The 24,406-nt window shown below is 55.1% G+C and carries 14 protein-coding genes, 1 tRNA gene and 3 pseudogenes; 4 read left to right on the forward strand and 14 right to left on the reverse strand.

What is annotated here, in order from left to right; genetic code table 11:
* Nucleotides 1–87 precede the first annotated feature (87 nt).
* Nucleotides 88–1,091 (reverse strand): annotated as a pseudogene (gene fbp, locus CKQ53_RS03020) (class 1 fructose-bisphosphatase).
* A gap of 168 nt (nucleotides 1,092–1,259) precedes the next feature.
* On the opposite strand from fbp, the gene mpl reads away from it, so the two are divergent.
* Complete coding sequence (gene mpl / locus CKQ53_RS03025; RefSeq protein ID WP_094118060.1) at nucleotides 1,260–2,633, forward strand: UDP-N-acetylmuramate:L-alanyl-gamma-D-glutamyl-meso-diaminopimelate ligase; 1,374 nt, start codon at nucleotides 1,260–1,262, stop codon at nucleotides 2,631–2,633.
* A 111-nt stretch (nucleotides 2,634–2,744) separates the two neighbouring features.
* Here mpl and CKQ53_RS03030 read toward each other — a convergent pair whose 3' ends face one another.
* The 11 genes and pseudogenes from CKQ53_RS03030 to nnr all read right to left on the reverse strand — a co-directional run bounded on the left by CKQ53_RS03030 (nucleotide 2,745) and on the right by nnr (nucleotide 15,103).
* Nucleotides 2,745–4,043, reverse strand: coding sequence for an adenylosuccinate synthase (locus CKQ53_RS03030; RefSeq protein WP_118894639.1), 1,299 nt, complete (start codon nucleotides 4,041–4,043; stop codon nucleotides 2,745–2,747).
* Nucleotides 4,044–4,143: 100 nt separating this feature from the next.
* The gene (locus CKQ53_RS03035; protein WP_085651260.1) at nucleotides 4,144–4,344 is read right to left on the reverse strand and encodes a DUF2065 domain-containing protein; all 201 of its coding nucleotides are present in this window, start codon (nucleotides 4,342–4,344) and stop codon (nucleotides 4,144–4,146) included.
* A gap of 112 nt (nucleotides 4,345–4,456) precedes the next feature.
* Nucleotides 4,457–5,452 (reverse strand): protease modulator HflC, encoded by a 996-nt coding sequence (gene hflC / locus CKQ53_RS03040; protein WP_085651259.1) that lies wholly within the window; start codon nucleotides 5,450–5,452, stop codon nucleotides 4,457–4,459.
* A gap of 3 nt (nucleotides 5,453–5,455) precedes the next feature.
* The gene (gene hflK, locus CKQ53_RS03045; protein ID WP_085651258.1) at nucleotides 5,456–6,703 is read right to left on the reverse strand and encodes an FtsH protease activity modulator HflK; all 1,248 of its coding nucleotides are present in this window, start codon (nucleotides 6,701–6,703) and stop codon (nucleotides 5,456–5,458) included.
* A 61-nt stretch (nucleotides 6,704–6,764) separates the two neighbouring features.
* Nucleotides 6,765–8,050: pseudogene (gene hflX, locus CKQ53_RS03050) on the reverse strand (ribosome rescue GTPase HflX).
* An 89-nt stretch (nucleotides 8,051–8,139) separates the two neighbouring features.
* A complete protein-coding gene (gene hfq / locus CKQ53_RS03055) occupies nucleotides 8,140–8,439 on the reverse strand; it encodes an RNA chaperone Hfq (RefSeq protein WP_085651256.1) in 300 nt (99 codons plus the stop codon).
* A gap of 110 nt (nucleotides 8,440–8,549) precedes the next feature.
* Complete coding sequence (gene miaA / locus CKQ53_RS03060) at nucleotides 8,550–9,491, reverse strand: tRNA (adenosine(37)-N6)-dimethylallyltransferase MiaA (RefSeq protein ID WP_094118059.1); 942 nt, start codon at nucleotides 9,489–9,491, stop codon at nucleotides 8,550–8,552.
* Nucleotides 9,484–11,372: pseudogene (gene mutL, locus CKQ53_RS03065) on the reverse strand (DNA mismatch repair endonuclease MutL). Before mutL ends, miaA begins: the two are co-directional and overlap by 8 nt.
* A gap of 31 nt (nucleotides 11,373–11,403) precedes the next feature.
* Nucleotides 11,404–13,101: an N-acetylmuramoyl-L-alanine amidase AmiB gene (gene amiB, locus CKQ53_RS03070; RefSeq protein ID WP_085651253.1), complete on the reverse strand. Its 1,698-nt coding sequence runs from the start codon at nucleotides 13,099–13,101 to the stop codon at nucleotides 11,404–11,406.
* A gap of 5 nt (nucleotides 13,102–13,106) precedes the next feature.
* Nucleotides 13,107–13,577 carry a tRNA (adenosine(37)-N6)-threonylcarbamoyltransferase complex ATPase subunit type 1 TsaE gene (gene tsaE, locus CKQ53_RS03075; RefSeq protein ID WP_094118058.1) on the reverse strand — a complete coding sequence of 157 codons (471 nt, stop codon included), beginning with the start codon at nucleotides 13,575–13,577 and terminating at the stop codon, nucleotides 13,107–13,109.
* Nucleotides 13,574–15,103, reverse strand: a complete 1,530-nt coding sequence (gene nnr, locus CKQ53_RS03080) for a bifunctional ADP-dependent NAD(P)H-hydrate dehydratase/NAD(P)H-hydrate epimerase (protein ID WP_118894643.1) — start codon at nucleotides 15,101–15,103, stop codon at nucleotides 13,574–13,576. Before nnr ends, tsaE begins: the two co-directional genes overlap by 4 nt.
* A gap of 900 nt (nucleotides 15,104–16,003) precedes the next feature.
* On the opposite strand from nnr, the gene CKQ53_RS03085 reads away from it, so the two are divergent.
* On the forward strand, nucleotides 16,004–16,636 hold the full coding sequence (locus CKQ53_RS03085) for a LysE family translocator (RefSeq protein WP_094118057.1): 633 nt from the start codon (nucleotides 16,004–16,006) through the stop codon (nucleotides 16,634–16,636).
* 190 nt (nucleotides 16,637–16,826) lie between these two features.
* Here the strand turns inward: CKQ53_RS03085 and CKQ53_RS03090 are convergent, their stop codons facing one another.
* Nucleotides 16,827–17,825 carry a TolB-like translocation protein gene (locus CKQ53_RS03090; RefSeq protein ID WP_094118056.1) on the reverse strand — a complete coding sequence of 333 codons (999 nt, stop codon included), beginning with the start codon at nucleotides 17,823–17,825 and terminating at the stop codon, nucleotides 16,827–16,829.
* A 1,309-nt stretch (nucleotides 17,826–19,134) separates the two neighbouring features.
* Between CKQ53_RS03090 and CKQ53_RS03095 the strand changes: the two genes are divergently transcribed.
* Both CKQ53_RS03095 and pigE read left to right on the forward strand, forming a co-directional pair.
* A complete protein-coding gene (locus CKQ53_RS03095) occupies nucleotides 19,135–21,372 on the forward strand; it encodes a hypothetical protein (protein ID WP_208640024.1) in 2,238 nt (745 codons plus the stop codon).
* Entirely contained in the window at nucleotides 21,369–23,888 is a 2,520-nt protein-coding gene (pigE, locus tag CKQ53_RS03100) for a prodigiosin MAP biosynthesis aminotransferase PigE (RefSeq protein ID WP_118894645.1), read from the forward strand. The genes CKQ53_RS03095 and pigE overlap by 4 nt, the downstream gene beginning before the upstream one ends.
* 327 nt (nucleotides 23,889–24,215) lie before the next feature.
* Here pigE and CKQ53_RS03105 read toward each other — a convergent pair.
* A tRNA-Gly gene (locus CKQ53_RS03105) sits at nucleotides 24,216–24,291 on the reverse strand.
* Nucleotides 24,292–24,406 lie beyond the last annotated feature (115 nt).

The raw sequence follows: 24,406 nt of genomic DNA on the forward strand, positions 1-24,406 counted from the left end.
ACGCCAGGTCGGGAGATATCGCTCAAAATAAATGTGGCGCGGTCGAAAGAGCGCGCCACATTTTTATGTATCTGAAGACGTCACTGGTTAATCGTCGGGGTATTCGCGCAGGAAGCGCTCAACGTCATTCACCATCGACTCCGTGCCGACAAAGAACGGCGCGCGTTCATGCAGTCTCTGCGGCTGAATATCCAGAATACGACGGTGTCCGTCGCTGGCTTTGCCGCCCGCCTGCTCCGCCAGCAGCGCCATCGGGTTGCATTCGTACAGCAGACGCAGCTTGCCCTGCGGATAACTGGCCGTACTCGGGTAGAGATAAATCCCCCCTTTCAGCAAGTTGCGATGGAAGTCCGCCACCAAAGAACCGATGTAGCGCGACGTATATGGCCGCATCGTGGCCTCGTCCTGCTCCTGACAGTACTTGATGTACTTTTTCACGCCCTGCGGGAACTTGATGTAGTTACCTTCGTTGATGGAGTAGGTATTTCCCGTTTCGGGGAAGCGAACTCTTTCATGCGACAGGCAAAAAACGCCCAGGGAAGGATCGTAGGTAAAGGCATGAACCCCGTGACCGGTGGAATAGACCAACATGGTCGAAGAGCCGTAAACAATGTAGCCAGCGGCGACCTGCTTGCTGCCGGGCTGCAGGAAATCGGCTTCGGTTACCGGAGATCCCAGCGGAGTAATGCGTCGGTAGATAGAAAAAATGGTGCCGACTGAAACGTTTACATCAATGTTGGAGGAGCCGTCCAGCGGATCCATCAACACCACATACTTTGCATTTTCGGACCGCTCCCCTCGAAGATAACAATTTCGTCTTCTTCTTCGGAAGCAATACCGGCGACTTCACCACGCGCTTTGAGCGCCGCCTTCAACTTTTCATTGGCGTACAGATCCAACTTCATCTGTACTTCGCCCTGCACATTGGAAACTCCGCTGGTACCTAAAATATCCACCAGACCCGCTTTGTTGATGTCGCGGTGAATGATTTTCGCTCCCAGCTTGATTGCAGACAGCAACGCGGTGAGTTCACCCGTGGCATGTGAGAAATCGTGCTGTTTTTCGACGATAAATTCGCCTAACGTTTTCATAACACTATTCCATAGTCAGCAGATGAAAAGCGGTCTAATTATGTACCGCCAACGTTTGCGTTTGCAGTGTAGCCCAAAGAGAAAGCGAGCACATAGTCAAATCCATTTCTTGAGAACTATCCATAGCGTTAGAATAACGCCAGACTTTTGTAGACTGTTGGGAAACGTATGCGCATTCATATATTAGGTATCTGCGGCACCTTCATGGGAGGGCTCGCGCTGCTGGCCCGCTCGCTGGGACATCAGGTGACTGGCTCTGATGCCAACGTCTATCCCCCCATGAGCACACTACTGGAAGAACAAGGGATCACCCTGATTGAAGGATACGACCCTTCGCAGCTGGAGCCTCAGCCAGACCTGGTGATTATCGGTAACGCGATGTCCCGCGGCAACCCCTGCGTCGAAGCCGTCCTTGAGCGTAATATGCCTTATGCCTCCGGGCCGCAATGGCTGCACGACTACGTGCTGCGTGAACGCTGGGTCATCGCCGTCGCGGGAACGCACGGCAAGACCACGACCGCGGGAATGGTGACCTGGATATTGGAAGCCTGCGGCTACAATCCCGGCTTTGTCATCGGCGGCGTTCCCGGCAACTTCGACGTCTCGGCGAGATTGGGCGATAGCCCGTTCTTCGTCGTGGAAGCCGACGAATATGACTGCGCCTTCTTCGACAAACGCTCCAAGTTCGTTCATTACTGCCCCCGGACCCTGATTCTGAATAACCTCGAATTCGATCATGCCGATATCTTTGACGATCTGAAAGCGATCCAAAAACAGTTCCACCACCTGGTGCGACTGGTGCCGGGCACTGGGCGGATCCTCGTTCTCAGCAACGATCAACCGCTCAAGCAAGTGATGGCGATGGGATGCTGGAGCGAACAGGAGCTGGTCGGTGACGACGGCATCTGGAAAGCGAAAAAGAGCGTACCGGACTCCAGCATTTTTCAGGTTTATCTGAACGATGAATTGGTCGGTGAAGTCGAGTGGGGCCTGGTTGGTGAACACAACATGCATAACGGCCTGATGGCGATCGCCGCCGCTCGCCATGTCGGCGTTCCGCCTGCGGAAGCCTGCCGCGCGCTGGGCGGCTTCATCAATGCGCGTCGCCGCCTTGAACAGCGCGGTACGGCGAACGGTATCACCGTTTATGATGACTTCGCGCATCATCCGACGGCGATCCTGGCTACGCTGGCGGCTCTGCGCAGCAAAGTCGGCGGCACGGCCAGAATCCTGGCCGTCCTGGAGCCCCGCTCCAATACCATGAAGCTGGGACATTGCAAAACCGAGTTAGCTCCCTCGCTGGGACGCGCAGATGAAGTTTTCCTGTTCCAGCCACAGCATATCTCTTGGCAGGTCGCAGAAGTGGCGGAGGCTTGTGTGCAGCCAACGCACTGGAGTGCGGATATTGATACGCTGGTTGATATGGTCGCTAAAATCGCGCAGCCCGGCGATCACGTGCTGGTCATGAGCAACGGCGGCTTCGGCAATATTCATGAAAAACTGCTGGAAACGTTCCAGAAACAGGAACAGGCAAAAAGCTGATGGCCTGACCGGTCGACCCTTTTCTCGCTTTGAGTGAATGGTCTTCCGGTCAGCACAAAAGAAAAAGGACGGGAATATCCCGTCCTTTCGTCGTTCTGAACACCAGTTACATCAGGCGTCGAACGGGTCACGCAACACGATCGTCTCTTCGCGATCCGGACCCGTGGAGATGATGTCTACCGGCACGCCGGTCACTTCTTCTACACGTTGGATATAGTCCAGCGCCGCCTTAGGCAGGCCCGCACGATCTTTCACGCCGAAGGTAGACTCGGTCCAGCCCGGCAGCGATTCGTAAATCGGCTCAATGCCTTCCCAGTCTTCGGCCGCCAACGGCGTCACGTCAACTTCACGACCATCCGGCAGGCGGTAGCCTACGCAGATCTTCACTTCTTTCAGACCGTCCAGCACGTCCAGTTTGGTCATGCAGAAACCGGACAGGGAGTTGATCTGCACCGCGCGACGCACGGCGACCGCATCCAGCCAGCCGGTGCGACGACGACGACCGGTGGTCGCACCGAATTCGTTGCCTTTCTCACACAGGAAATCACCAATGTCATCAAACAGTTCGGTCGGGAACGGGCCTGCGCCCACACGGGTAGAGTATGCCTTAACGATGCCGAGGACGTAGTCAACGTAGCGCGGACCCAAGCCTGAGCCGGTCGCCACGCCACCTGCGGTGGTATTGGAAGAGGTAACATACGGGTAGGTGCCGTGATCGATATCCAGCAGAGTCCCCTGCGCCCCTTCAAACATCACCAAATCGCCACGTCGGCGGGCTTTATCCAGCAGATCGGAAACGTCTACGACCAGAGAAGTCAGGATGTCGGCCATCGCCAGCACGTCGTCCAGCGTCTTCTGGTAGTCAACGGGATCGACTTTGTAGTAATGCACCAGCTGGAAATTGTGGTAATCGATAATTTCTTTCAGTTTGACGGCGAAGCTTTCTTTATCAAACAGGTCGCCGACGCGCAGACCACGACGGGCTACTTTGTCTTCGTAGGCAGGACCGATGCCGCGGCCGGTCGTACCGATAGCTTTGGCGCCGCGCGCTTTTTCGCGAGCGTTATCCAGAGCAACGTGATACGGCAGAATCAACGGGCATGCTTCAGACAGCAGCAAACGCTCACGTACTGGCACGCCGCGCGCTTCAAGTTCCGTCATTTCTTTCATGAAGGCATCAGGCGCCAGCACCACACCGTTACCGATGATGCTAACCACGTTTTCGCGGAGAATGCCTGAAGGAATCAAATGGAGGACGGTTTTTTCACCGTTAATAACCAGAGTATGGCCAGCATTGTGACCACCTTGATAGCGCACCACATATTTAGCGCGTTCAGTCAGCAGGTCGACGACCTTGCCTTTACCTTCGTCACCCCATTGGGTGCCCAGTACGACAACGTTCTTACCCATCTCACAATCACCAGTGTTGCTTAAAAAAGGATTCTAACATCTCATTTGTATGCTTTCAGTACTTTTTAGCACACGTTTGCGCAGAAATTTGTCGTCAATTTTAGCCATCCATGCGGCTACGCAACATGTAGTAGATCACCAGCCCCGCGACCACTATTCCGCCGCCAAAACGACGTAAAACCGTATCGGGTAATTGTGCAAGACCGAGGATCATCCGACGCCAAATGCGGGGAAACAACAGCGGCCCCAGCCCTTCAAAAATCAGCACCAACCCCAAGGCCAGCCAGACAGAGACACTCATAAAGAACTCCAGACATAAAAAAGCCCGCGTCGGGCGCTGAACGTGCGGCAGGTAACCTGCCGCAGACAACACATAACGCGGGCGTCGTATTCGCCAACGAGCGGAACGAAAATTAGCGCGCCGGCACCGTCTTCTCAGGTGACTTCATGTAGCGGAAGAAGTCGCTGTCCGGGCTTAACACCAGAACGTCCTGATTACCGCTGCTGAAGCTGTTTTCGTAGGCGCGCAGACTACGGATAAAGGCATAGAAATCCGGGTCCTGACTGAACGCGTTAGCAAACAGTTTCGCAGACTCGGCATCGCCTTCACCGCGCGTCATACGGCCTTCGCGCTCGGCTTCCGCCAATGTACGGGTCACTTCGTAATCCGCAGTGGCTTTCAGCTTCTCAGCCTGTTCCTGTCCCTGTGAACGATGACGACGGGCAACGGCTTCACGTTCGGCGCGCATACGTTGGTAGATCGCATCCGACACTTCCGTCGGCAGGTTGATCTGTTTTATACGCACGTCGATCACTTGGATCCCTAACGCAGCCATGCTGTTCGGATTCACCTCTGGCAATTTGCCGGTGGTTTCCTGTTCAACACGCGCGGCGGCGGAGGCGATGGCGTTATCGGCTTCGGTGGTCTCGCCGGTGCCGGTATTCAACGCATCACGCACGTCCATCATCAGTTGACCACGCGAGTCCGTCACGATGCCTTTTACATCCTGACGCCCGATTTCAGAACGCAGACGGTCGTTGAATTTACGTTTCAGCAGCACTTCGGCTTGGGAGATGTCGCCACCGCCGGTCGCCAGATAGTAACGGCTGAAATCGCTGATACGCCATTTGATGTAAGAGTCGACAATCAGGTCTTTCTGCTCTTTGGTGATGAAGCGATCGGCCTGGTTTTCCATCGTCTGAATACGGGCATCCAGCGTCTTCACCGACTCAAGGACCGGGATCTTAACGTGCAGACCCGGCGCATAGATGAGCGGTTTGTTCTCATTATCGCGCAGGACTTTGCCGAAGCGCATGACGATCCCGCGCTGACCTTCCTGTACAACGAACAGTGACGCGTAGATCACCAGAAGCACCAGGATCAGAATAAATAGTACTGACTTACGCATTGATTATTCTCTCCCTACTCGTGTGATCTCATCCCGCTGGGCGTTGGCCCGGCGCTGATCCATGATGTTACCGTTGATGCTGCTGCGCGAAGAATTGTAGGTGCTGCTCGAACCGTTATTAGACGAGGTCGAGGAGTTACGCAGCGGCGCAACCGTGTTGGTCGCGTTGCCGCCCGTGGTGTTCTGACCACGCAGCATCTGTTCCAACGGCAGCACCATCAGGTTGCCGCCCTTGTCGTTCACCAGCACTTTGCGGGTGCTGCTCAACACGCGTTCCATGGTTTCAATGTAGAGACGTTCACGAGTGATTTCCGGCGCTGCCTTATACTCCGGCAACACGCGAGCAAAACGAGCCACTTCACCTTGCGCTTCCAGGACGGTACGCGTTTTGTACGCGCGAGCCTCTTCCAGAATACGCTGAGCCTGACCGTTCGCACGCGGCTGAACTTCATTGGCATAGGCTTCGGCTTCTCGGATGTACTGCTGTTCGTTCTCACGCGCGGCAATGGCATCGTCGAAGGCGGCTTTCACTTCTTCCGGCGGACGGGCTGCCTGGAAGTTGACGTCCAGCAACGTGATACCCATGTTGTACGGACGAACGGTTTCTTCCAGTACGCGTTGGGTGTCGGTACGTACGATGGTACGACCTTCGGTCAGAATCTTGTCCATCGTGTATTTGCCGATGACGCCGCGCAGCGCACTGTCAGTCGCCTGACGCAGACTGTCGTCCGCATTGGTCACGCTAAACAGATACTGTTCCGGTTGTGTCACGCGATACTGAACGTTCATTTCAACGCGGATCACGTTCTCATCTGATGTCAGCATCACACCAGACGTCGCCAGTTCGCGCACGGATTCGACGTTGACCGCTCTGACGTCATCAATAAACGTGGGTTTCCAGTTCAGGCCAGGGCTGACCAGATGGCTGAACTTGCCGAAACGGGTCACAACGCCGCGCTCGGCCTCTTTGATGGTATAAAAACCGCTCGCCGCCCAGATCACAGCCGCGACCACCACTACTACGCCCAAAATACGTCCGCCGGAGCCGAAACCGCTGCCGCCGGAACCTGAGTTTTTTCCACCGCCCAGCTCACCGAGCTTTTTGCTCAGTTTGCGGAAGATGTCGTCAAGATCCGGTGGTCCCTGATCTCGGCCACCTTTGTTATTTCCGCCAGAGTTGCCGCTATTTTTATTGCTGCTCCCCCACGGGTCGCGGTCCTGTCCGTTATTACCGGGCTGATTCCACGCCATGTTTTAGCTCCATTCATTATGATAGGTGTTCTTCGGGGTCAATGTCCCAGAGTTCATCAGACTATACTTCAACGATATAATCTTCTAATTGCTGCTCCTGCTTACAGAGACGACGCCAGTCGACGATAGGCATTCTGATTACCAGACCAACGCTGCCATCTTCTTCTATCCATTCTTTTTCTATTGCCTGAAGCTGGTAAAAACGGCTGCGTAAGCGCCCCTCCTGCGGAGGCAACTGCAGGGAGAACTGCGCGATCTCCCCGACAACCGTTCGGTCAATGCCTGGAACAGCAGAGGTATTCCTTCGCCGGTTTGCGCCGACAGCCAGACTCTGACCGGTTGGTGCTCTGCATTGCGATCGATGCGCGGGGCAAAATTGTCCAGCGCATCGATTTTATTCATGACGAGCAGCGTCGGAATTTCATCGGCTTCGATTTCCGTCAGCACCTCGTTAACCGCATCAATATTTTCGTCCATGCGGGGATCGGCCGCATCAACGATGTGAAGCAATAGCGACGCCTGACGGGTTTCCTGCAACGTGGCTTTAAACGCCGCGACCAGATCGTGAGGCAGTTCGCGAATAAACCCGACGGTGTCCGCCAGAACAGTATCGCCCACATCAGCCACGTCGATCCGACGAAGCGTGGGATCCAGCGTGGCGAAAAGCTGATCGGCAGCGTACACATCCGCGGCTGTCATTTGATTAAACAAAGTGGATTTACCCGCGTTGGTATACCCCACCAGCGATACCGTAGGCACATCCGCGCGCGTACGGGCGCGTCTTCCCTGCTCACGCTGTTTTTCCACGCGAACAAGGCGCGACAAAATCAGACTAATGCGGTTACGCAGCAGACGACGGTCGGTTTCAAGCTGTGTTTCACCGGGACCTCGCAGCCCTATCCCGCCCTTTTGGCGTTCAAGGTGAGTCCAGCCGCGCACCAGACGCGTAGCCAGATGGCGCAGCTGCGCCAGCTCGACCTGCAGTTTCCCTTCATGGGTGCGGGCGCGCTGGGCGAAAATATCAAGAATCAATCCGGTCCGGTCAATGACCCGGCATTCGCACAGACGCTCGAGATTGCGCTCCTGTGCGGGTGATAAAGCGTGATTGAACAACACGACGAAAGCGTCGGTTTCTTTAACCGCCTTGGCGATCTCTTCTGCTTTACCCTCGCCGACAAAATACTTGGGATGAGGCGCTTTGCGACTACCGGTGATCACCTGTAGCGATTCGATTCCGGCAGAAGACACCAGAGATTCGAACTCCAGCAGATCTTCAGTATCTTTCTCTTGGGAAAAGTGAATATGAACTAGTATGGCCCGTTCACCGGCTTCATAACGGTCAAACAACCGAACAACCTCTCAAACAAACAAATGCAGCCACAAACGGGGAAACGACGTGATGCCCTTTCCCCGCTGAGGTAAATCGGTAATAGCCCTTATTCAGCGTCATCGCTTTCCTGAGGCTGCGACTGCTGACTCGTCGTGTTATTACCATGATAGTTATTCGCGCCAGGATTATTGCTGTGATGAGACACCGGGCGAGACGGAACCACCGTAGAAATCGCGTGCTTATACACCATCTGGCTAACCGTGTTTTTCAGCAAAATCACAAACTGATCAAAAGACTCAATCTGGCCCTGCAACTTGATGCCATTTACCAGATAAATAGAAACTGGAACACGTTCACGACGCAAAGCATTCAAGAACGGATCTTGCAAAGATTGCCCCTTAGCCATTCTATATTTTCCTTATTTGCTTGTTGTTTGTAACAAAGAACCCTGTGGCTCTAAAATAGCGGTATAAAAATTTGTGCCGAGAATCAGCCAATTGTACACAATCGTCCAACCTATGCACTAACAACCTGCATGACCTTACCCAACGCATCCTGCGGCTCATCGCTATCAAGCCAGCACACATTGTCCCACCCGCGTAACCAGGTTATTTGCCGTTTGGCTAACTGTCGGGTAGCGCAGATCCCACGATAAACCATCTCGTCGTAATCTATTTCACCGGACAAGTAGGACCACATCTGGCGGTAACCGACGCAGCGGATGGAAGGCAAACCTGGATGCAGATCGGCACGAGCGAACAGCGCGCGTGCTTCCGTCTCAAAACCTGCCTGCAACATCTGTTGAAACCGTAGTGCAATACGCTCGTGCAATAATTCGCGCGACGCGGGAGCGATGGCGAACTGGTGCACCCGGTAAGGCAGCGCTTCACCCGATGTTTTTGTCAGTTCGGTTAAAGTGTTACCTGAAACAGAGAAAACTTCCAGTGCCCGCGACAGTCTCTGCGGATCATTTGGATGAATCCGAGTGGCAGCAATAGGATCTATCTCTCGCAGCTCATTATGCAAAGCTTCCCAGCCTTCCCGCTGCGCCCGCGCTTCAATTTCCCGCCGTATTTCCGGATCCGCTGGCGGCAAGGGCGAAAGCCCCTCGAGCAGCGCCTTGAAGTACAACATCGTCCCCCCTACTAACAGAGGGATCCGACCGGCGGCGGTGATCTCCGCCATTTGTTGCAGCGCATCGCGGCGGAAGTCGGCAGCCGAGTATGCGTCAGCCGGGTCGAGGATATCGATCAATCTGTGCGGTGCCTGCGACAATTCTTCGGCGGTAGGCTTGGCGGTACCGATATCCATTCCTCGATAGATCAGCGCGGAATCCACGCTGATCAGCTCAACCGGGAGGGATTTCCGTAATGCCATGGCTAACGCCGTCTTTCCGGAAGCCGTCGGTCCCATAATGAAAATGGCCGGCGGGTACTGCGTTGTTTCACGTTCAGTCATGCTTTAAAGCCTTGATGGCGGACTCAATATCCATCACATAAAGAAACTCTGATGGCGGAACTTTGACCCGCTCGGGACAGAGACGTTCAATATCCGCTAACAGTTGTACCGCTTGAGCCTGAGTCCAGTTCTCGTGCTCGCTGTACAACCGCCGCGCTATCCACGCCGCCACCTCATCAGAATCTGACTGAGGGCAATCAGCGAGATAGCCTAACAGGTCAGAAATCAAGTTTTGTAAATTTTGTTGTCTTAATGGTAAAGGTACCGCGCGCAGCGTGACGCGCTGCTGCTCAACCACGATATCGATACCAAAATGCGCCAACCGTTTTTGATTCTCCGTCACCGCCGCGCGCTCTCGACTTCCCAACGTGAGACGCTGAGGGATCAGCAATGGCTGAGGCCGTAACCCCTCCTCGCCGGGCGTCATCTGCGCCTGACGGACATAACGTTCAGCGACCGGCAGAGACAGCAGGGCTAATCCCTGCTGATATTCCACTAGCGCATAGCAAGGCGGATAAACGCTTAATACACGTCCTAAGCCTTCCGACCGACTGGCTAACGGCGGTTCGCCCTGAGTGGTCCGCGCTACGTGGGTGTGGGAAGCGGCAGCCGAAGCCGTCGCCTCATCGCCTGAAGGTATCGACCGCTCAGAGGCAGGCTGTAACAGTTTTTGATACAGATCCCCCTGCTTACGCTGATACCCCGCGCCATGAGGATACGAGGCGGGCGGGCGCTCCTGAACTTTGCCACCGGAGGTCTGAATTCTCGGCGGCTCGGGTTGCGCAGGCCGCGCGAAGTGGTTCTCCCCCGCAGCGGTACGGTTTTCCTGCTGCCAAACCGGCGCTGGCGTCTCGCCCGGAGGGGTCACCGCCAATGCGGGCGCCGCCGCCTGTTGAAGCACCGTCATCACCGCCTGATAGATGAAGTCATGCACCAGGCGCGCCTGATGAAATCTCACCTCGTGCTTGGCCGGATGCACATTGACATCCACATGGTGCGGATCGACTTCCAGATAGAGGACATACGCAGGCTGTTGATCGCTTCGCAACTGATCCTGGTAGGCCTGACGGATGGCGTGGTTAATCAACCGGTCGCGCATCATCCGCTGGTTTACGTAGCAATACTGTAGTTCCGGCAACTGTTGAGAGCCAGTGGGATCGGCCACCCAGCCGCGGATCTTCAGATCGCCATGTTCCCAGGAGACGGCCAGCGCATGCTGAATAAACGCCGTGCCGCAGATGCTACCCAGACGCCGCTCATGCTGCGTTGGATCGGTCACCGCCCGGTATTGCCGCACCAGCTTGCCATTGTGGTGAAGATTGAATGCCACATCGAAGCGAGCCAGCGCGATACGGCGAACCACCTCGTCGATGTGCATAAATTCGGTTTTTTCAGTACGCAGGAATTTGCGGCGCGCGGGCGTGTTGTAGAACAAGTCCAGGACTTCCAGCGTGGTGCCGACCGGATGCGCGGCCGGTTTCACCGTGACCGCCATATCCCGTCCTTCGGCGTACGCCTGCCAGGCTTCGTTTTGGTCGCTCGTGCGGGACGTCAGCGTCAGGCGCGAAACAGAGCTGATACTGGCCAGCGCTTCGCCGCGAAAGCCCAGACTCATGATGGCTTCCAGATCGTCAAGCGTCGCGATTTTACTGGTGGCATGACGCGCCAGCGCCAACGTCAAATCCGTTTTGCCGATCCCGCTGCCGTTATCGCGGATACGGATGAGCCGGCTACCGCCGCGTTCAATGTCGATATCAATGCGCGTCGCTCCGGCGTCCAGGCTGTTTTCCACCAGCTCCTTAACCACGGACGCGGGCCGTTCCACTACCTCGCCAGCGGCGATTTGGTTAGCCAGTTGGGGGGTAGAACCAGAATCGGCATCTTATCTCCTTGGTTGACTGCAATGTCGGCCTCAGGTGGCGGGGATAACCAGCGTTTGTCCGAGTTGTACCGTCTGCGATGGCAGCTTGTTGGCCTGCTGGATTGCTTTCATGCTGACATCGTAATGGTCCGCAATCGAACTCAGACTATCACCGCGCACTACCTTATGCGTCACCTTCTTCGCCGTCGTGGCTCTCTGTGTCGCCGGGGCAGCTCTCGTCTGTGCGATAGTCGATTCCGCGCCGCCCGGTATCCTCAACCGTTGCCCGACCCACACCACGTCTTTTTTCAGGTGATTCGCGTCGCGTATCGTCGACGGACTGACGCCGTAGCGCGACGCAATCCCCGACAACGTTTCGCCTTTTCCGACGGTATGCCGCGCAGCAGGGCCAGCAGGCGTCGTACTGTTGGAAACCACCGGTTTGGAGACTGGCAAAATGGCAGGCCGTTTGTCATGTTTGGGCGCATTCTGCAAAGGATGCGTTTCGAAATAGCCGCGCAACCCCAGATAGATCGCTTTTGCGACGCGTTCCTGATAATCGCTGCTGCCTAAAAGACGTTCTTCGCCAGGATTGGAGATAAACCCGGTTTCGACCAGTAACGACGGAATATCCGGCGAGCGCAGCACGCCGAGGCTGGCATGTTCGGGGCGGACTTTGTGCAAGCTGCCGACGCGCTGCAATTCACGTAACACCTTCACCGCCACATCATAGCCGACACGCTGTGAGTGCCCGAACTGGAGATCCAGCACCGCCTGACTCAGATAAGGATCGGCGTTGTTATTCGCCAGCAGGTCGCCCGCGCCGCCCAGCAGCTCAGACTGCTTCTCATGCTGTTCAAGCCAGGTCGCCATTTCGCTGTTGGCCCGGCGGTTAGACAGCACCCACACCGATGCGCCCGTCGCGCCGCGGTTAGGGGCGGCGTCCGCGTGGAGTGATACCAGCAGGTTGGCCCCCTGCTTACGCGCCACGTCGGAACGGCCCATCACGGAAATAAAGTAGTCGCCGTCCCGCGTCAGCACCGGTTTGAATACCGGGTCTTTGTTCAGCAGCTCGCGCAGCTTGCGCGCAATGCCGATAGTCACGTTTTTTTCCTGCAGGCCGCCGGGGCCGATAGCTCCGGGATCCTGACCGCCATGCCCAGCGTCAATCGCGACCACAATTTCATCGCCAGTCGACGTCGGACGGCGCGCAGACGCACGCGTCGGGGTCGCTGAAGCGCTACTGGTCACCACCGTCGGCTTATTATTGAACGGACTTTGCGGCGGCTCGGCAGGCTTAACGGGTTTCGAGGCCGCTCGGGCTTCCGTTGGCGAGGTTCGGTCGGCTGCGCGCGGCGACTGCTCGGCGCTCACCGTGAAAACAACGGTGTAGTTATCGCCGTGCTTCGTCGTCGTCGCACGCGTTTTGGCAGGCTTCGTCAGTTCGAAGACCAAACGCAGGCTTTGCGCGTCCTTCGCTTCGCTGGTACGAATGCGATCGATCAGGTTGCTACCGCTAAAGGCGAGCGGCAACCCTTTGATCACGCCGGTTTGCCGGATGTCGATCACAACCCGGTCGGGATTGCTGAGCGGGAAAAACGCATAGATCGGCTGCCCGCTGAAACTGAGGGTGACCTTTGCCAGCCCGGAAGCGTTATCGACCTGAATATCTGAAAGATTCGCAGCCCAAAGCGGCCATGACAGGAAGAGAACAACGCCAAATAAAGCCTTCATCAACCGCACGATCATCACGTCTACTCCGACTGACCTATCCAACGCGCCGCAATGTGTTCGCCTGTGTCCGACAACACCTGAATCTCCGCCTGACGGCCCGCATCCTGATAGCTCAGGCGCAATTCCAAATCAGCAGGAGGCAATATTCCCGCGCCCTGCTGAGGCCATTCGATCAGGCAGATGGCATCCTCTGACAAATAGTCGCGAATGCCCATGAACTCGAGCTCTTCGGGGTCCGCCAGTCGGTACAGATCGAAATGGTAAACCGGACGCGGCGATAGCATGTAAGGCTCCACCAGCGTGTAAGTGGGACTTTTGACATTGCCTGTGTGTCCGAGCGCCTGTAAGAACCCTCGGCTCAGCGTGGTCTTGCCCGCGCCCAAATCGCCATAAAGATAGATAATCACGGTGCGGTCGCAGGCTTGAGCCAGTGTCGCACCAAGTGCAATAGTTGCCGCTTCGTCAGGCAGAGGTAGAGAAAATGTCTTCATTCTGTCTTTTCTAAGGATATCCACTCAGGGTTTACATACTGCGCCAGTACAGGCATCAAATCCGTCGCCAGCATGCCGCGGGGGCCACGCTGTTTCGCCAGCCAGTCGGCGGCGGCGCCATGAACCACACATCCGGCTCTGGCCGCGTCATACAACGAAAGTTTCTGCGCCGCCAGCGCACCGATAATGCCGGAAAGCACATCGCCCATCCCCCCCGTGGCCATGCCCGGGTTACCGACGTCGGCGATAGCCAGCGCGCCTTGCTCATTGGCGATCACCGTTCCCGCACCTTTCAGTACCACGACGCCGCCGTAGCGTTTCACGAGCTTTTCCGCTGAAAGTAAGCGGTCACTTTCAATATCGGCAACGCGACAGTTCAGCAGCCGTGCCGCCTCGCCGGGATGGGGCGTCAGGATGCGATTCTGACGTTTATGCGGGCTGATTGCCAGCAGGTTGAGCGCATCCGCATCCCATAACATGGATTTGTTACAATTTTCTGCGATCCGAAGGGCATTTCTCCCCCATTCTCCCTGGCCCAGACCAGGGCCGATCACCACCACATCAGCCCACTCCAGTCCTTGTCGCAACGTCGCCGTATTGAGCTCCTGAACCATCAGTTCAGGACGAGACACCAACAGCGCAGCGAGGTATTCACGGTGAGTGAGTACTCGCACTAAACCAGCACCCGCGCGCAGAGCCGACTCACCAGCCATGAAAATCGCACCGCCTGTGCCCGCGTCGCCGCCGACAATCAGCAGACGGCCGTTATCTCCTTTGTGCGCTCCCGGCCGACGCGGCTTAAGCCACTGAGAAAGATGGCGCGGCGTGAGACGCTGGATAGGCGCGTCCTGAGACTTCACCCACGCTGACAGCGCCAGATCGTCGATGCGCAGCCGCCCAACATGGTCGCGGGCCTGACCGGTTAGCAGACCGGGCTTCAGGGTAATGAACGTGATCGTATGTGCGGCGTCGATCACCGCGCCTGCGGCATGGCCGGTTTCGGCATTGAGTCCTGAGGGAATATCCAACGCTACCGTGGGTGCCGCGTGCGCATTGGCCGATTCGATCAATCGGTCGTAAGGGGCTCTCGGCGCGGCGGAAAGACCGGTGCCCAGCAGACCGTCGATAATGAGATCGACATCATCAGGCCAGACGGATTCCGGCGTCAGCGCAGTGCCGCCATCGGCGATCCACTGCGCTCTGGCCTGTTCGGCTTCGGACGGCAGCGGACGCTCTCCGGGACAGGCTATCACCGAAATGCTTAGGCCAGCGGCTTTCGCCAGGGTTGCAACTACATACCCATCGCCGCCGTTGTTGCCGTGTCCGGCAAGAACCAGCCAGTGCTGGGCCGACGGGTACTGCAAGCGCGCCAACGCAAATGCGGCGGAGCCTGCTCTTTGCATCAGCGTATAGAGCGACACGCCAACCGACTGCGCCGCCCCCGCCTCCTCCCGCCTCAGCCAGTCGGCCCGAAAGACCGTATCAGGTAATGCTTCGGATACAGAATTGATGCTGCAATCGATCATGACATGCCCCTTCTCATTTCTGTAGATGCGCCCTCACACCGGCACCGGGCGTGAACGCGATAACGCGGCCCCTCAGCAATCACTCTTCACTTCAGGCGTCACCCACGCTGACTGAAAATGCCTCATTCTTCCGAAAAGGCAGCGCAAACCGCTATCAGTTTACTCCGCCACACGGCGTTGGCGAATGACAGGGCCAGATAAGCGAGAGAAACGCGCGGTGAAGGGTCAATCAGGAGGGGATGACGATGAGGGTGAAAATACACCGATTTTGCACCGGTCTCGCCTGTGGATAAATTTAAAAACTCTTTGCCAATCAAGCGTGACAAAAAGTACAAGTGATCAAAGTGGCGTTTTTTATCTAAAATTTATCTTTTGAATTCATGGAGATAAAAAACACCGTTCCCTGGACCCTCGGTGTGTCATCAAACACCGTCGTCAAGAAATCTGTGGATAAGTCTGTTTAAAAACTTATGAGATTTACTTTTGCGGAAAGCAGGAATGCTCTTGGAGAGATAAAACCGATAGCGCTATTAGCAATAGGGAATCAATTTATGCCCCGGGTTTTGTAACACACTGATTTATAAGGATTTTAAAATACAGCATGCTTAGGGGACGGCATTATGGCTCAGTGAATCCGAATTGGCAAGCGTTTTGACTCTTCACTCCTCGACGCGCAGTAAGACCGCGATATTCCGTCTATCGCCGTTCCCTGTCGGCAGGCGACTCTGTCCATGCCCGTCAAAAACGACTCAATTAGGTTAGTTCAATAATCAGACAATAAATAAAAAAGATGGAAATTTTTTTCGGTTTGACGGGCAGAATGGGATACCCAAAAGCAGCCGACCCGCAGAGGCTCTCTCCTGCGGCCGTTCGTGCCATCGCCTTCATATAGAGGGGCCTATGCCTGAATTCTCGAATCTCATCACTTTTGCTTTGATCTCGCTGGGGCTGGTACTAACGCCCGGCCCAAACATGATTTATCTGGTTTCCCGCTCGTTGTGTCAGGGACCCAAAGCAGGGCTGATTTCGCTGGGCGGCGTTGCGCTGGGATTTGTGTTTTACATGCTATGTGCGGCGGCGGGGATTACCGCGCTGGTCATGGCGATCCCTTATGCCTACGACGTTTTACGCTTTGGCGGGGCGCTTTATCTGCTGTATCTCGCCTGGCAGGCCGTCAGACCCGGTGGGCGTTCGCCGTTTGAAGTACGGGAACTGCGTCCGGACACGCCGTCCAGACTGTTTTTCATGGGCTTCGTCACCAACTTGCTCAACCCCAAAATCGCGGTGATGTATCTCTCGCTACTCCCTCAATTCATCACCCCGGAGCAGGGCCATGTACTGACGCAGTCTTTGATGCTCGGCATGGTGCAAATCGCCATTAGCGTCAGCATTAACGCACTGATTGCCGTCATGGCCGGCTCTATCGCCGTCTTCCTGACGAGACGTCCTTTGTGGAGCGTGATCCAACGTTGGCTGATGGGAACCGTTTTGGCCGGGCTGGCCATACGGATGGTAATGGAAGGGCGCCGCTAGCGAAGAATACCATCAGTAAGGCATGCATCTCGATGATGGCAAGCGTCACTGTGCCTATGGCAAAAGGCCCTCAACGTTTGCAAGTGCTTACTTTTTTTATTAGGAAAGGGAAAAAACACGTCAGAAGCCGCCCTCCTTTCTTCTCCAGAACGGACGCCTGATTGACGTCCGTCGTCATGCAAAATGACGTTTATCTGCTGAAGTAGTTAGCCCCAAGCGTCTCTTTATCTGTGTCGTCATTGACGTGGAACGAGGAGAGGCTCCAGCGTTTACCCGTGCTGACCTCGCCGAGATACAGCTGGTATTGACCTTCAGAGGTAGACGAAAAGAAGACATAGTCTGTGCCATTCACAGGGAAGGCATCAGAGTTATTACTGTCGCAATCGTTAATCGACAGTTGTTCAGCCTTGTCGCTGGGATTCACCTTGGTGTACAGCTGGTCGGTTCCGCTCGAATCCTTCCAGCGAGAGTAAAAAACTCGTCCATCCTGACGAACCGTCGGGTAGTAGGCTTCCAGACCATTCGGCTTGTCGAAGACCACCTTTTTGCCGGTAGCGAGCGTCAGTCTGTATACGCCTGTGACGCCCGACTCCTCTCCTGCCGCGTAATACACCTGCTTGCCATCCGCAGACGGATACGGCATCGAGCTTTCGATGGTTGATGAGGAGTTGGTCAGATTGGTCTGCGAGCCGAACACTGGCGCCCCGTTGTCGAAACTCAACGTCGCCTTCATCACATCGCCGTCCTGCTTGAAAAACAGCGCGCTGCCATCGGCGCTAAACTTGGGATCCTCGTTGCGGGTATCTCCCGTGCTGTTGGTCAGGTTAACCGGCAGGTCGGCCGAGTCCACTCGCCACATAAAGATATTCCAGGCATCGTCCTTGATACCCATAAAGGCCAGCCATTGACCGTCGGGACTGAATACCGCGTTCATAGGGTCCTGAATCCCCCACGATGATGAAGACACCTGCGTCACTTTTTTAGCCGCAAAATCATAAATAAAGATCTGGCTGGTGCCATCTTCGTAGCTGACGTAGGTGTGGTAGGCGAGCTTGCCTTTCAGCGTGGAGGGAAACGTTGAGTCACTTTCCGTGGTGTGGTCGGAAATACATTTGGCTTGAGAGTCCGCGGTGAAACCCGCCAAAAGCGCGCCGCACATCAGCGCGGTTGCCCATAATTTGGGTTGCATAGTTAAAGCATCCTTACCTTATATGAATGTGTCCTGGCCGCGACCTCTCGGCGATAACCCCATCATCATTGACATAAAAAGGCTTATCACTTTGAGTGTTAACGACCAGTCATACCTATGATTACGCCCGTAATCCCGATGTTTTTAGGGTTTCCGTCGTGACATAGTCAAATATATCTTAAGTATCATCATGTGGCGGGTAAACCGGATTGACGGATTAATCAACACTTTAGGAAAGATGAACGGGATCGGGTAAGCCTCTCGCACGCGGTATGCTTACCGTATTCACCCGCATGCTGACTGACGCTCAATATCTTGATTCATCTTGGACTAAAGAAAGGTACTAGAAATACCTAAGCCTGCCTCTCAGGCAAAAAAACTCAATGCTTTCAATATAGGAATAAAAAACCAGGTTTATTGAGAAGAGATGATGACGTTAATATTTAATACATAACCTTGCTGTTTGACTCCGTCATAAAACAGAGATTTATTGGATTTGTTTTTATCAACACTAGCAATCCAGCAAATGCTGGTCGATGATAATCGATATTGCAATGACTAAAATGCATCATTATTTACCGTGTAGGGAACTTTTTAAGAACTTTTAAATAACCTTCTACGTATAAAATAAAAATATAGCTCAATCGATAAGGGCTTTACGCCTATTTTATATTCATCTCATTATGTCATTAATCCCCTCCACCAGTCGCCAGCCGACTCCGTTAATTAATTTATAAAAAATACAGACCAAATGAATACCAGTACGTGAGTCATGAAATATTCATAATCAGATGTTTATATTTAAAATATATCGGTTAACATTGGCGCCCACCGGACGGAACCGGGTGCTTAAATAGCACACCCAGCAATATCATCATCAATAATATTGATAGCCACAGGAGCGCCGTTTATAAGATTGAATCAACCGCAGAATTACGCCTAAAAATCATTATTGATCATACGGACAAGCCGTTAATTAACGACCTTCACAGACGTTTTTATCTTTCCTGATTCATTCGAATTACAGGAAGGCGGTTCTTTGCACTTATGGCCGTATATGGATATGCCCTTCGCGAGAGGGCTGTGCCGTAAAGCAGGCTGTTTATCCAAGTCAGATTTATGTTTTATAAATTATCCATGAGGGGAACCAATGCTGACACAGCCAAACACTCGAAACATTCTTGTTTGCCTCATCAGCCAGGATGAAAAACTTATTCTGGATGTAAACCTGGTCCTAGATAATATCAACTCATTATTGAATGAGCATAACGGCACGTCACCTTGTCAATCGCCCCCTGCTGGCGATGATATGTTTTATCACCAGATGCTCGAACAGGCTCGTCACTATTTTTCACAGCATCAGGCTAAGAATATCAGTCTGACACTCACCTGTTTCAACACCGTCGCCACGGCCCTTGAATCGCAGGCCGCGAACCCGCAACCGCAGAGCCCGATCGAATGTGTTTTGTTAGACGCCAGAGACAAAGAGCCTGAAGAGGAAGATCCCTTTCTGCCGTTCATCAACAGCCAGCCCGACGCGCTTTTTTCTCCCTATTCAACGATGCTGTTATGCCGCGAAGATGCGCTGGGGAAGTGGATGAACCGATCGGGAAGCCGCAAGCAGGTGCGCGTCCTGCATTCCCATCCCTGGCATCGTCGCGCCGATATTTTGCGATTGATTCTGGACCATCTGGAACACGCCTATTTCAGCCGGATTCTTATGCGCACCTACCAAAATGGGAACGAGCCCGGGACGCTGGCGAAAACGATACATCGCCACATGACCGCGCGTTGGGGCGATCGGTGGGATTTCCACTATTTCACGGGATCGATGGTCGGCCGGTTCATCAACTCAATGAAGGCGTTGATGGACGGTTCAGACCCACGTTGTCTCACCGGCAACAATGAACATTCTCTTGCCGTTAGCGCGCTGGCAGGCTGGCAGCTGTATGGCCGCGCTTATGTGATAGCGATGACCTCCGGCATGATAGACGAAATGCGCGGCACTCTGGCAAACCTCAAACACGCGGGCGCGCCGGGCATGATTGTTTGCGCGGAATCCCTGCCCACCGTCTGGTATCCGTTTCAGGGAACGCTGGACGCCGCTAATGACGGCCATGCGGTGATCGCCGCCCGGGGCCTATGGCACTGTTTCATCAGCACCCCTGAGAATTTAGTCACCGGCATTCAGGGCGCCTTCCAGTCTCTTGATCGTCAACCGGCGCCCACCTTTGTCCTGGCGACGCAAACCCTGCTGGAGTCGCAGTTGGATGAACCCGAGATCCCGCCGCCACCTGCGCGTATCGGGACAACGCTTTCCGCCGATCAGCGCGAGCGCCTGAATCAGGCGATCGCGGCGATCAATCACGATCGCGCCCGGATACTGTGGCACTGCGACCTGATCACCGAAGAAGAACGAACACGCGTACTGCGTTTAACAGCGAAAGCCGGCATCGGGTTGGTCGACAGCATTATTCATCCCGGTAGCGTACCGGCTTACCGGAAAGGCGAACCCGTACAGAACTACCTGGGAACGCTATCCATGTACGGCTTTAACCGTGCAACCTACGAGTTTCTGGAAACGCCGCCTCAGCAGGGAGAAGGCAAGCCCTGGCTCTTTTTCCTTAACAGCAGGATTGAGCAATCGGCCACGCCCTATTCCGCCATCAAGCTCAAACGCAATTTCAACGTTGTGCAGGTGACCCGTGATGCGTCGCATCTGTCTCCGTTCACCCATCTGGCCCTCGATATGGGGTTGACGGATTTTCTGGACTATTTAGAACCCCGTCTGGAGGTCGATCCCGAGGTGCTGACCACTCGTCTCGCCTTGCTGGAGCGTTTGCGGAGCCTACCGGCCGCCCTGCCCAGCGAGAGCATCGAAACGATGCCGATGACGCCAAATTACTTCTTTACTCAGCTGAGTCTGCTGCTGACCGACCTGATCCAACAGCAAGGGTATCGCTATACCGGCGTATACGATGTGGGCCGTTGCAGCCTGTCGGCGATCCGCAATGTAGTGCGCACCGACCACGGTTTCTCCGGTTGGTATGGTCGCGCCCTGATGGGGGATGGCCTGATGTCCCTGCCCTATATCGCGCTGAACAACGAACACAACCTGTTGGCCTTTATCGGCGATGGCGCGCGCGCGCTGGTCCCGGACATCGAACAGCGGTTGATCATGTCGTCGGCGAAAGGGCTGCTCAAGCGCGGCGGCAACGTCACCATTTTCTATCTGACCAATGGCGGGCTTTCCATGATCCAAAGCTATCTGGACAAGCGCTATATGCCGAGCCGGTATCAGCAGGTCGATATTCCTATGGCCGAGACAAAAGACATCCCCGATGACAGCACGATTCATGGCGTCAACGTTCACCGCCGAACACTGCGCCAATTTTGCCCCACCACGTTGCGTGAAGCGTTAACCGCGCCGGGTCGCATCAACGTCTTTGATGTCTGGCTTGGACACAACTCCGAAGGGGATGGCCTGAGCCTGACCTCAGAAGACTTTTGGAGCCGTCGACCTATCGCCAATGGAGAAATACAATGAAATTCGGTTTTATCGCTCACCCTACGTCTAAAGAACTGCTGCATCAGGTCAAAATGCTCGATATGACGGGCCGTATGCTGGAAGAGCAGGCTAACGGCTACGACCCGGCGCTTTGGCGTCAGCGCAATCTGGTTCCTTTCGTCGAATTCACCCGCATCGTCAGCGCCTGCGGTGCGCAGTGCGAAGGTATCTTGCAGTTCATGCCGTTAACAGCCGAACAGATGCTGAGTCAGCCGAGGCGCATCGCCGAGCGGGTGGTGGAAGGCGTCAACGCGCTTAAAAACGAAGGGGCTGAACTGGTCGGTCTAGGGGGCTTTACCTCCATCGTCGGCAACCGCGGCCAACAGACGTTGGAACGCACGCAGGTTCCGGTGACAACCGGTAACTCACTCACGGCCTACGCGACCTATATGAATCTGCTAGAGGTGCTGTCCGCCCTCAATATTTCTCCTGAGCAGGCGGAAGTCGCCATTTTGGGCTATCCCGGTTCGATCGGTTTGGCCGTCGCCCGACTGCTGGCGCCAAAGGGATGCCGATTACATCTGGTACATCGGGACGAAAGGCAGCAGCCGGCCGTTCTGCTAGATTACTTACCGGCGTCGTTTCACCGGCAAGTCACGCTGTACCCCAGCGTGGAAGCCTGTTACGACAAAATCAAACTGTTCGTAGCCGCGACCTCCAGCGGAAATGTGATTGATCCGCAGCGACTGATGCCGGGCAGCGTGATTATCGATGCTGCGCTGCCTAAAGATACGCAGCCCGGCTGGGAGAAACGGGACGATATTTTGGTGATTGACGGCGGTCTGGTCTCCGCGAGCGACGCCGTCAGTTTTGGCGCGATGGCGTTAGGGCTCGACCCGAAACGCAACCTCAACGGCTGCCTCGCCGAAACCATCCTTCTTTCTCTGGAAAAACGCGCGGAGCCCTTTTCGCTCGGCCGTGAATTGCCCGTCGAACGGGTTCTGGAGATCGGCCGTATTGCGGAGCGGCATGGCTTCTTTCCCCGTCCGCTGACCAGCCTGGGCGAAACGGTCAGTGAAGCGACCTTCCATACATTACGGCGATTCCACGGAGGTCAGCCGCTTGCCGCCGTCGGCAGCGGAGAAGAGGACGCTCAACACCTTCGCGCAGAAGTCCTGCGTTGCTTCGGTGAACACATCAATCCGGTGTTGCGAGAGTTCTATGAGTTTAATCACGTCGAACGGGTGTTCAATCACGGCGAAGGATGCTGGCTCACCGACTTGGACGGCCGCCGCTATCTGGACTTTCTGGCGGGATACGGTTGCCTGAATACCGGACACAACCATCCAGGCGTGACCGCCAAACTCCAGGAGTACCTTACGCAGCAACACCCCACCTTCGTGCAATATTTGTCCGCGCCGTTGCATGCCAGCCTCCTGGCTAAAAGGCTGTCTCAAATCACGCCGGGAGAACTGGAGCGCGTGTTCCTCAGCAACTCGGGAACCGAAGCCGTCGAGGCGGCGTTAAAGCTGGCGATGGCCGCCAGCGATAAGCCCACGCTGCTGTATTGCGCCAACGGTTATCACGGCAAGACGCTGGGGGCGCTGTCGGTTACCGGCCGTGAGAAACATCGTACGGTATTCAAACCGCTGTTGTCCCGCTGCGAGGAAATTCCGTTCGGCGATATCGACGCGCTGCAAGCCCGATTGCAAAAAGGCGATGTGATGGGCTTCATCATGGAGCCGATTCAGGGCGAAGGCGGCGTCATTATGCCGCCGGAAGGCTATCTTTCCGCCGTAAGGGCGCTGTGTTCAGAGCATGAATGCTTGTGGATTCTCGATGAAATTCAGACCGGCCTTGGCCGAACCGGCAAGATGTTCGCCTGTCAGTGGGAGGAGGTATCGCCGGATATCATGGTGCTGTCCAAATCGCTTTCCGGAGGAATCGTGCCTATCGGCGCGACGTTATCATCGAAAGCGGTCTGGCAGCGAGCCTACGGCAATATCGATCGCTTTGCGCTGCACACTTCGACATTCGGCGGCGGCAATTTCGCGGCGGCGGCGGCACTGGCTTCGCTGGATGTCATTGAACAAGAGGACCTCCCCGGCAATGCCCGTCAGGTCGGCGCTTATTTGCGGCAGGGGCTGGATGATCTGGCTCGCAAGCACTACTTCATCAAAGAAGTCCGCGGACGAGGCATGATGCTGGCCGTTGAATTCCAGAATGATGTTTCAGGCGGGATTGAGGCGTTCGTTCGGGAAATGACCAGCCGACTCCCGGCCAAAGCCGCAGCCACCTACCGGATGATGCCCATGAAAGCCCGCGAACATCTGGAAGCGGCGATGGAGGAGATGGAATCCACGATGGCGGATATGTTCGTGCTGCGCATCATGACCAAACTCTCACAGGAACATCATATCCTGACCTTCGTGACGGCCAACAACAACCGGGTCATGCGCATTCAGCCTCCGCTGATTTTGTCGCTGGATCAGGCCGAACGGTTCATCAACGCGCTGGGTCAGGTCTGTGAAGACCTCTCGACTTTTGAAGCCTAACGCACTCATTCGATAGGGTTCTGTCCCAACTAGGCTAGCCTCTCCGCACTGGCGCATCCCGCGCTGGTGCGGCGTTTGTACGTTACGGGCAGCGGTGTAAGCGTATATCTGGAGGTGTTTGCGGAAAAAACAGGATGGGCGTTATCAATCGAGGAGGCTTAGCCAATCATTCGGATCGTTTATAACACTGGAGTCTTACGCATGTTGAAACACGACGGTGGAATTGTTGAGAATATTTGGTGTGGTTTTTTGAATATCAACAGAGCAGTGCTGCTTGTTGTATGAGACATCTACAGAGCTGGATAGCTGCCTATAGATTAAAGAAATTGGAGCGGGAAACGAGACTCGAACTCGCGACCCCGACCTTGGCAAGGTCGTGCTCTACCAACTGAGCTATTCCCGCGTCGCAACTGACTTTCACTGGGGGTAAAATGTGAAGTCATTCGATAAATAAAACTCTCAATCCGTTGATTAATCAGCGTTTTATCTATGTCTTCCGAAGAAGTGGGCGCATTATG

It is taken from the genome of Lonsdalea britannica, assembly GCF_003515985.1.
Taxonomy (GTDB): Bacteria; Pseudomonadota; Gammaproteobacteria; order Enterobacterales; family Enterobacteriaceae; genus Lonsdalea; species Lonsdalea britannica.

What these genes read in the sequence shown, in the direction of transcription:
- mpl (WP_094118060.1), top strand. Translation starts at nt 1,260, where the DNA reads ATGCGCATTCATATATTAGGTATCTGCGGCACCTTCATGGGAGGGCTC.
- CKQ53_RS03030 (WP_118894639.1), bottom strand. Translation starts at nt 4,043, where the DNA reads ATGGGTAAGAACGTTGTCGTACTGGGCACCCAATGGGGTGACGAAGGT.
- CKQ53_RS03035 (WP_085651260.1), bottom strand. Translation starts at nt 4,344, where the DNA reads ATGAGTGTCTCTGTCTGGCTGGCCTTGGGGTTGGTGCTGATTTTTGAA.
- hflC (WP_085651259.1), bottom strand. Translation starts at nt 5,452, where the DNA reads ATGCGTAAGTCAGTACTATTTATTCTGATCCTGGTGCTTCTGGTGATC.
- hflK (WP_085651258.1), bottom strand. Translation starts at nt 6,703, where the DNA reads ATGGCGTGGAATCAGCCCGGTAATAACGGACAGGACCGCGACCCGTGG.
- hfq (WP_085651256.1), bottom strand. Translation starts at nt 8,439, where the DNA reads ATGGCTAAGGGGCAATCTTTGCAAGATCCGTTCTTGAATGCTTTGCGT.
- miaA (WP_094118059.1), bottom strand. Translation starts at nt 9,491, where the DNA reads ATGACTGAACGTGAAACAACGCAGTACCCGCCGGCCATTTTCATTATG.
- amiB (WP_085651253.1), bottom strand. Translation starts at nt 13,101, where the DNA reads ATGATCGTGCGGTTGATGAAGGCTTTATTTGGCGTTGTTCTCTTCCTG.
- tsaE (WP_094118058.1), bottom strand. Translation starts at nt 13,577, where the DNA reads ATGAAGACATTTTCTCTACCTCTGCCTGACGAAGCGGCAACTATTGCA.
- nnr (WP_118894643.1), bottom strand. Translation starts at nt 15,103, where the DNA reads ATGATCGATTGCAGCATCAATTCTGTATCCGAAGCATTACCTGATACG.
- CKQ53_RS03085 (WP_094118057.1), top strand. Translation starts at nt 16,004, where the DNA reads ATGCCTGAATTCTCGAATCTCATCACTTTTGCTTTGATCTCGCTGGGG.
- CKQ53_RS03090 (WP_094118056.1), bottom strand. Translation starts at nt 17,825, where the DNA reads ATGCAACCCAAATTATGGGCAACCGCGCTGATGTGCGGCGCGCTTTTG.
- CKQ53_RS03095 (WP_208640024.1), top strand. Translation starts at nt 19,135, where the DNA reads ATGTTTTATCACCAGATGCTCGAACAGGCTCGTCACTATTTTTCACAG.
- pigE (WP_118894645.1), top strand. Translation starts at nt 21,369, where the DNA reads ATGAAATTCGGTTTTATCGCTCACCCTACGTCTAAAGAACTGCTGCAT.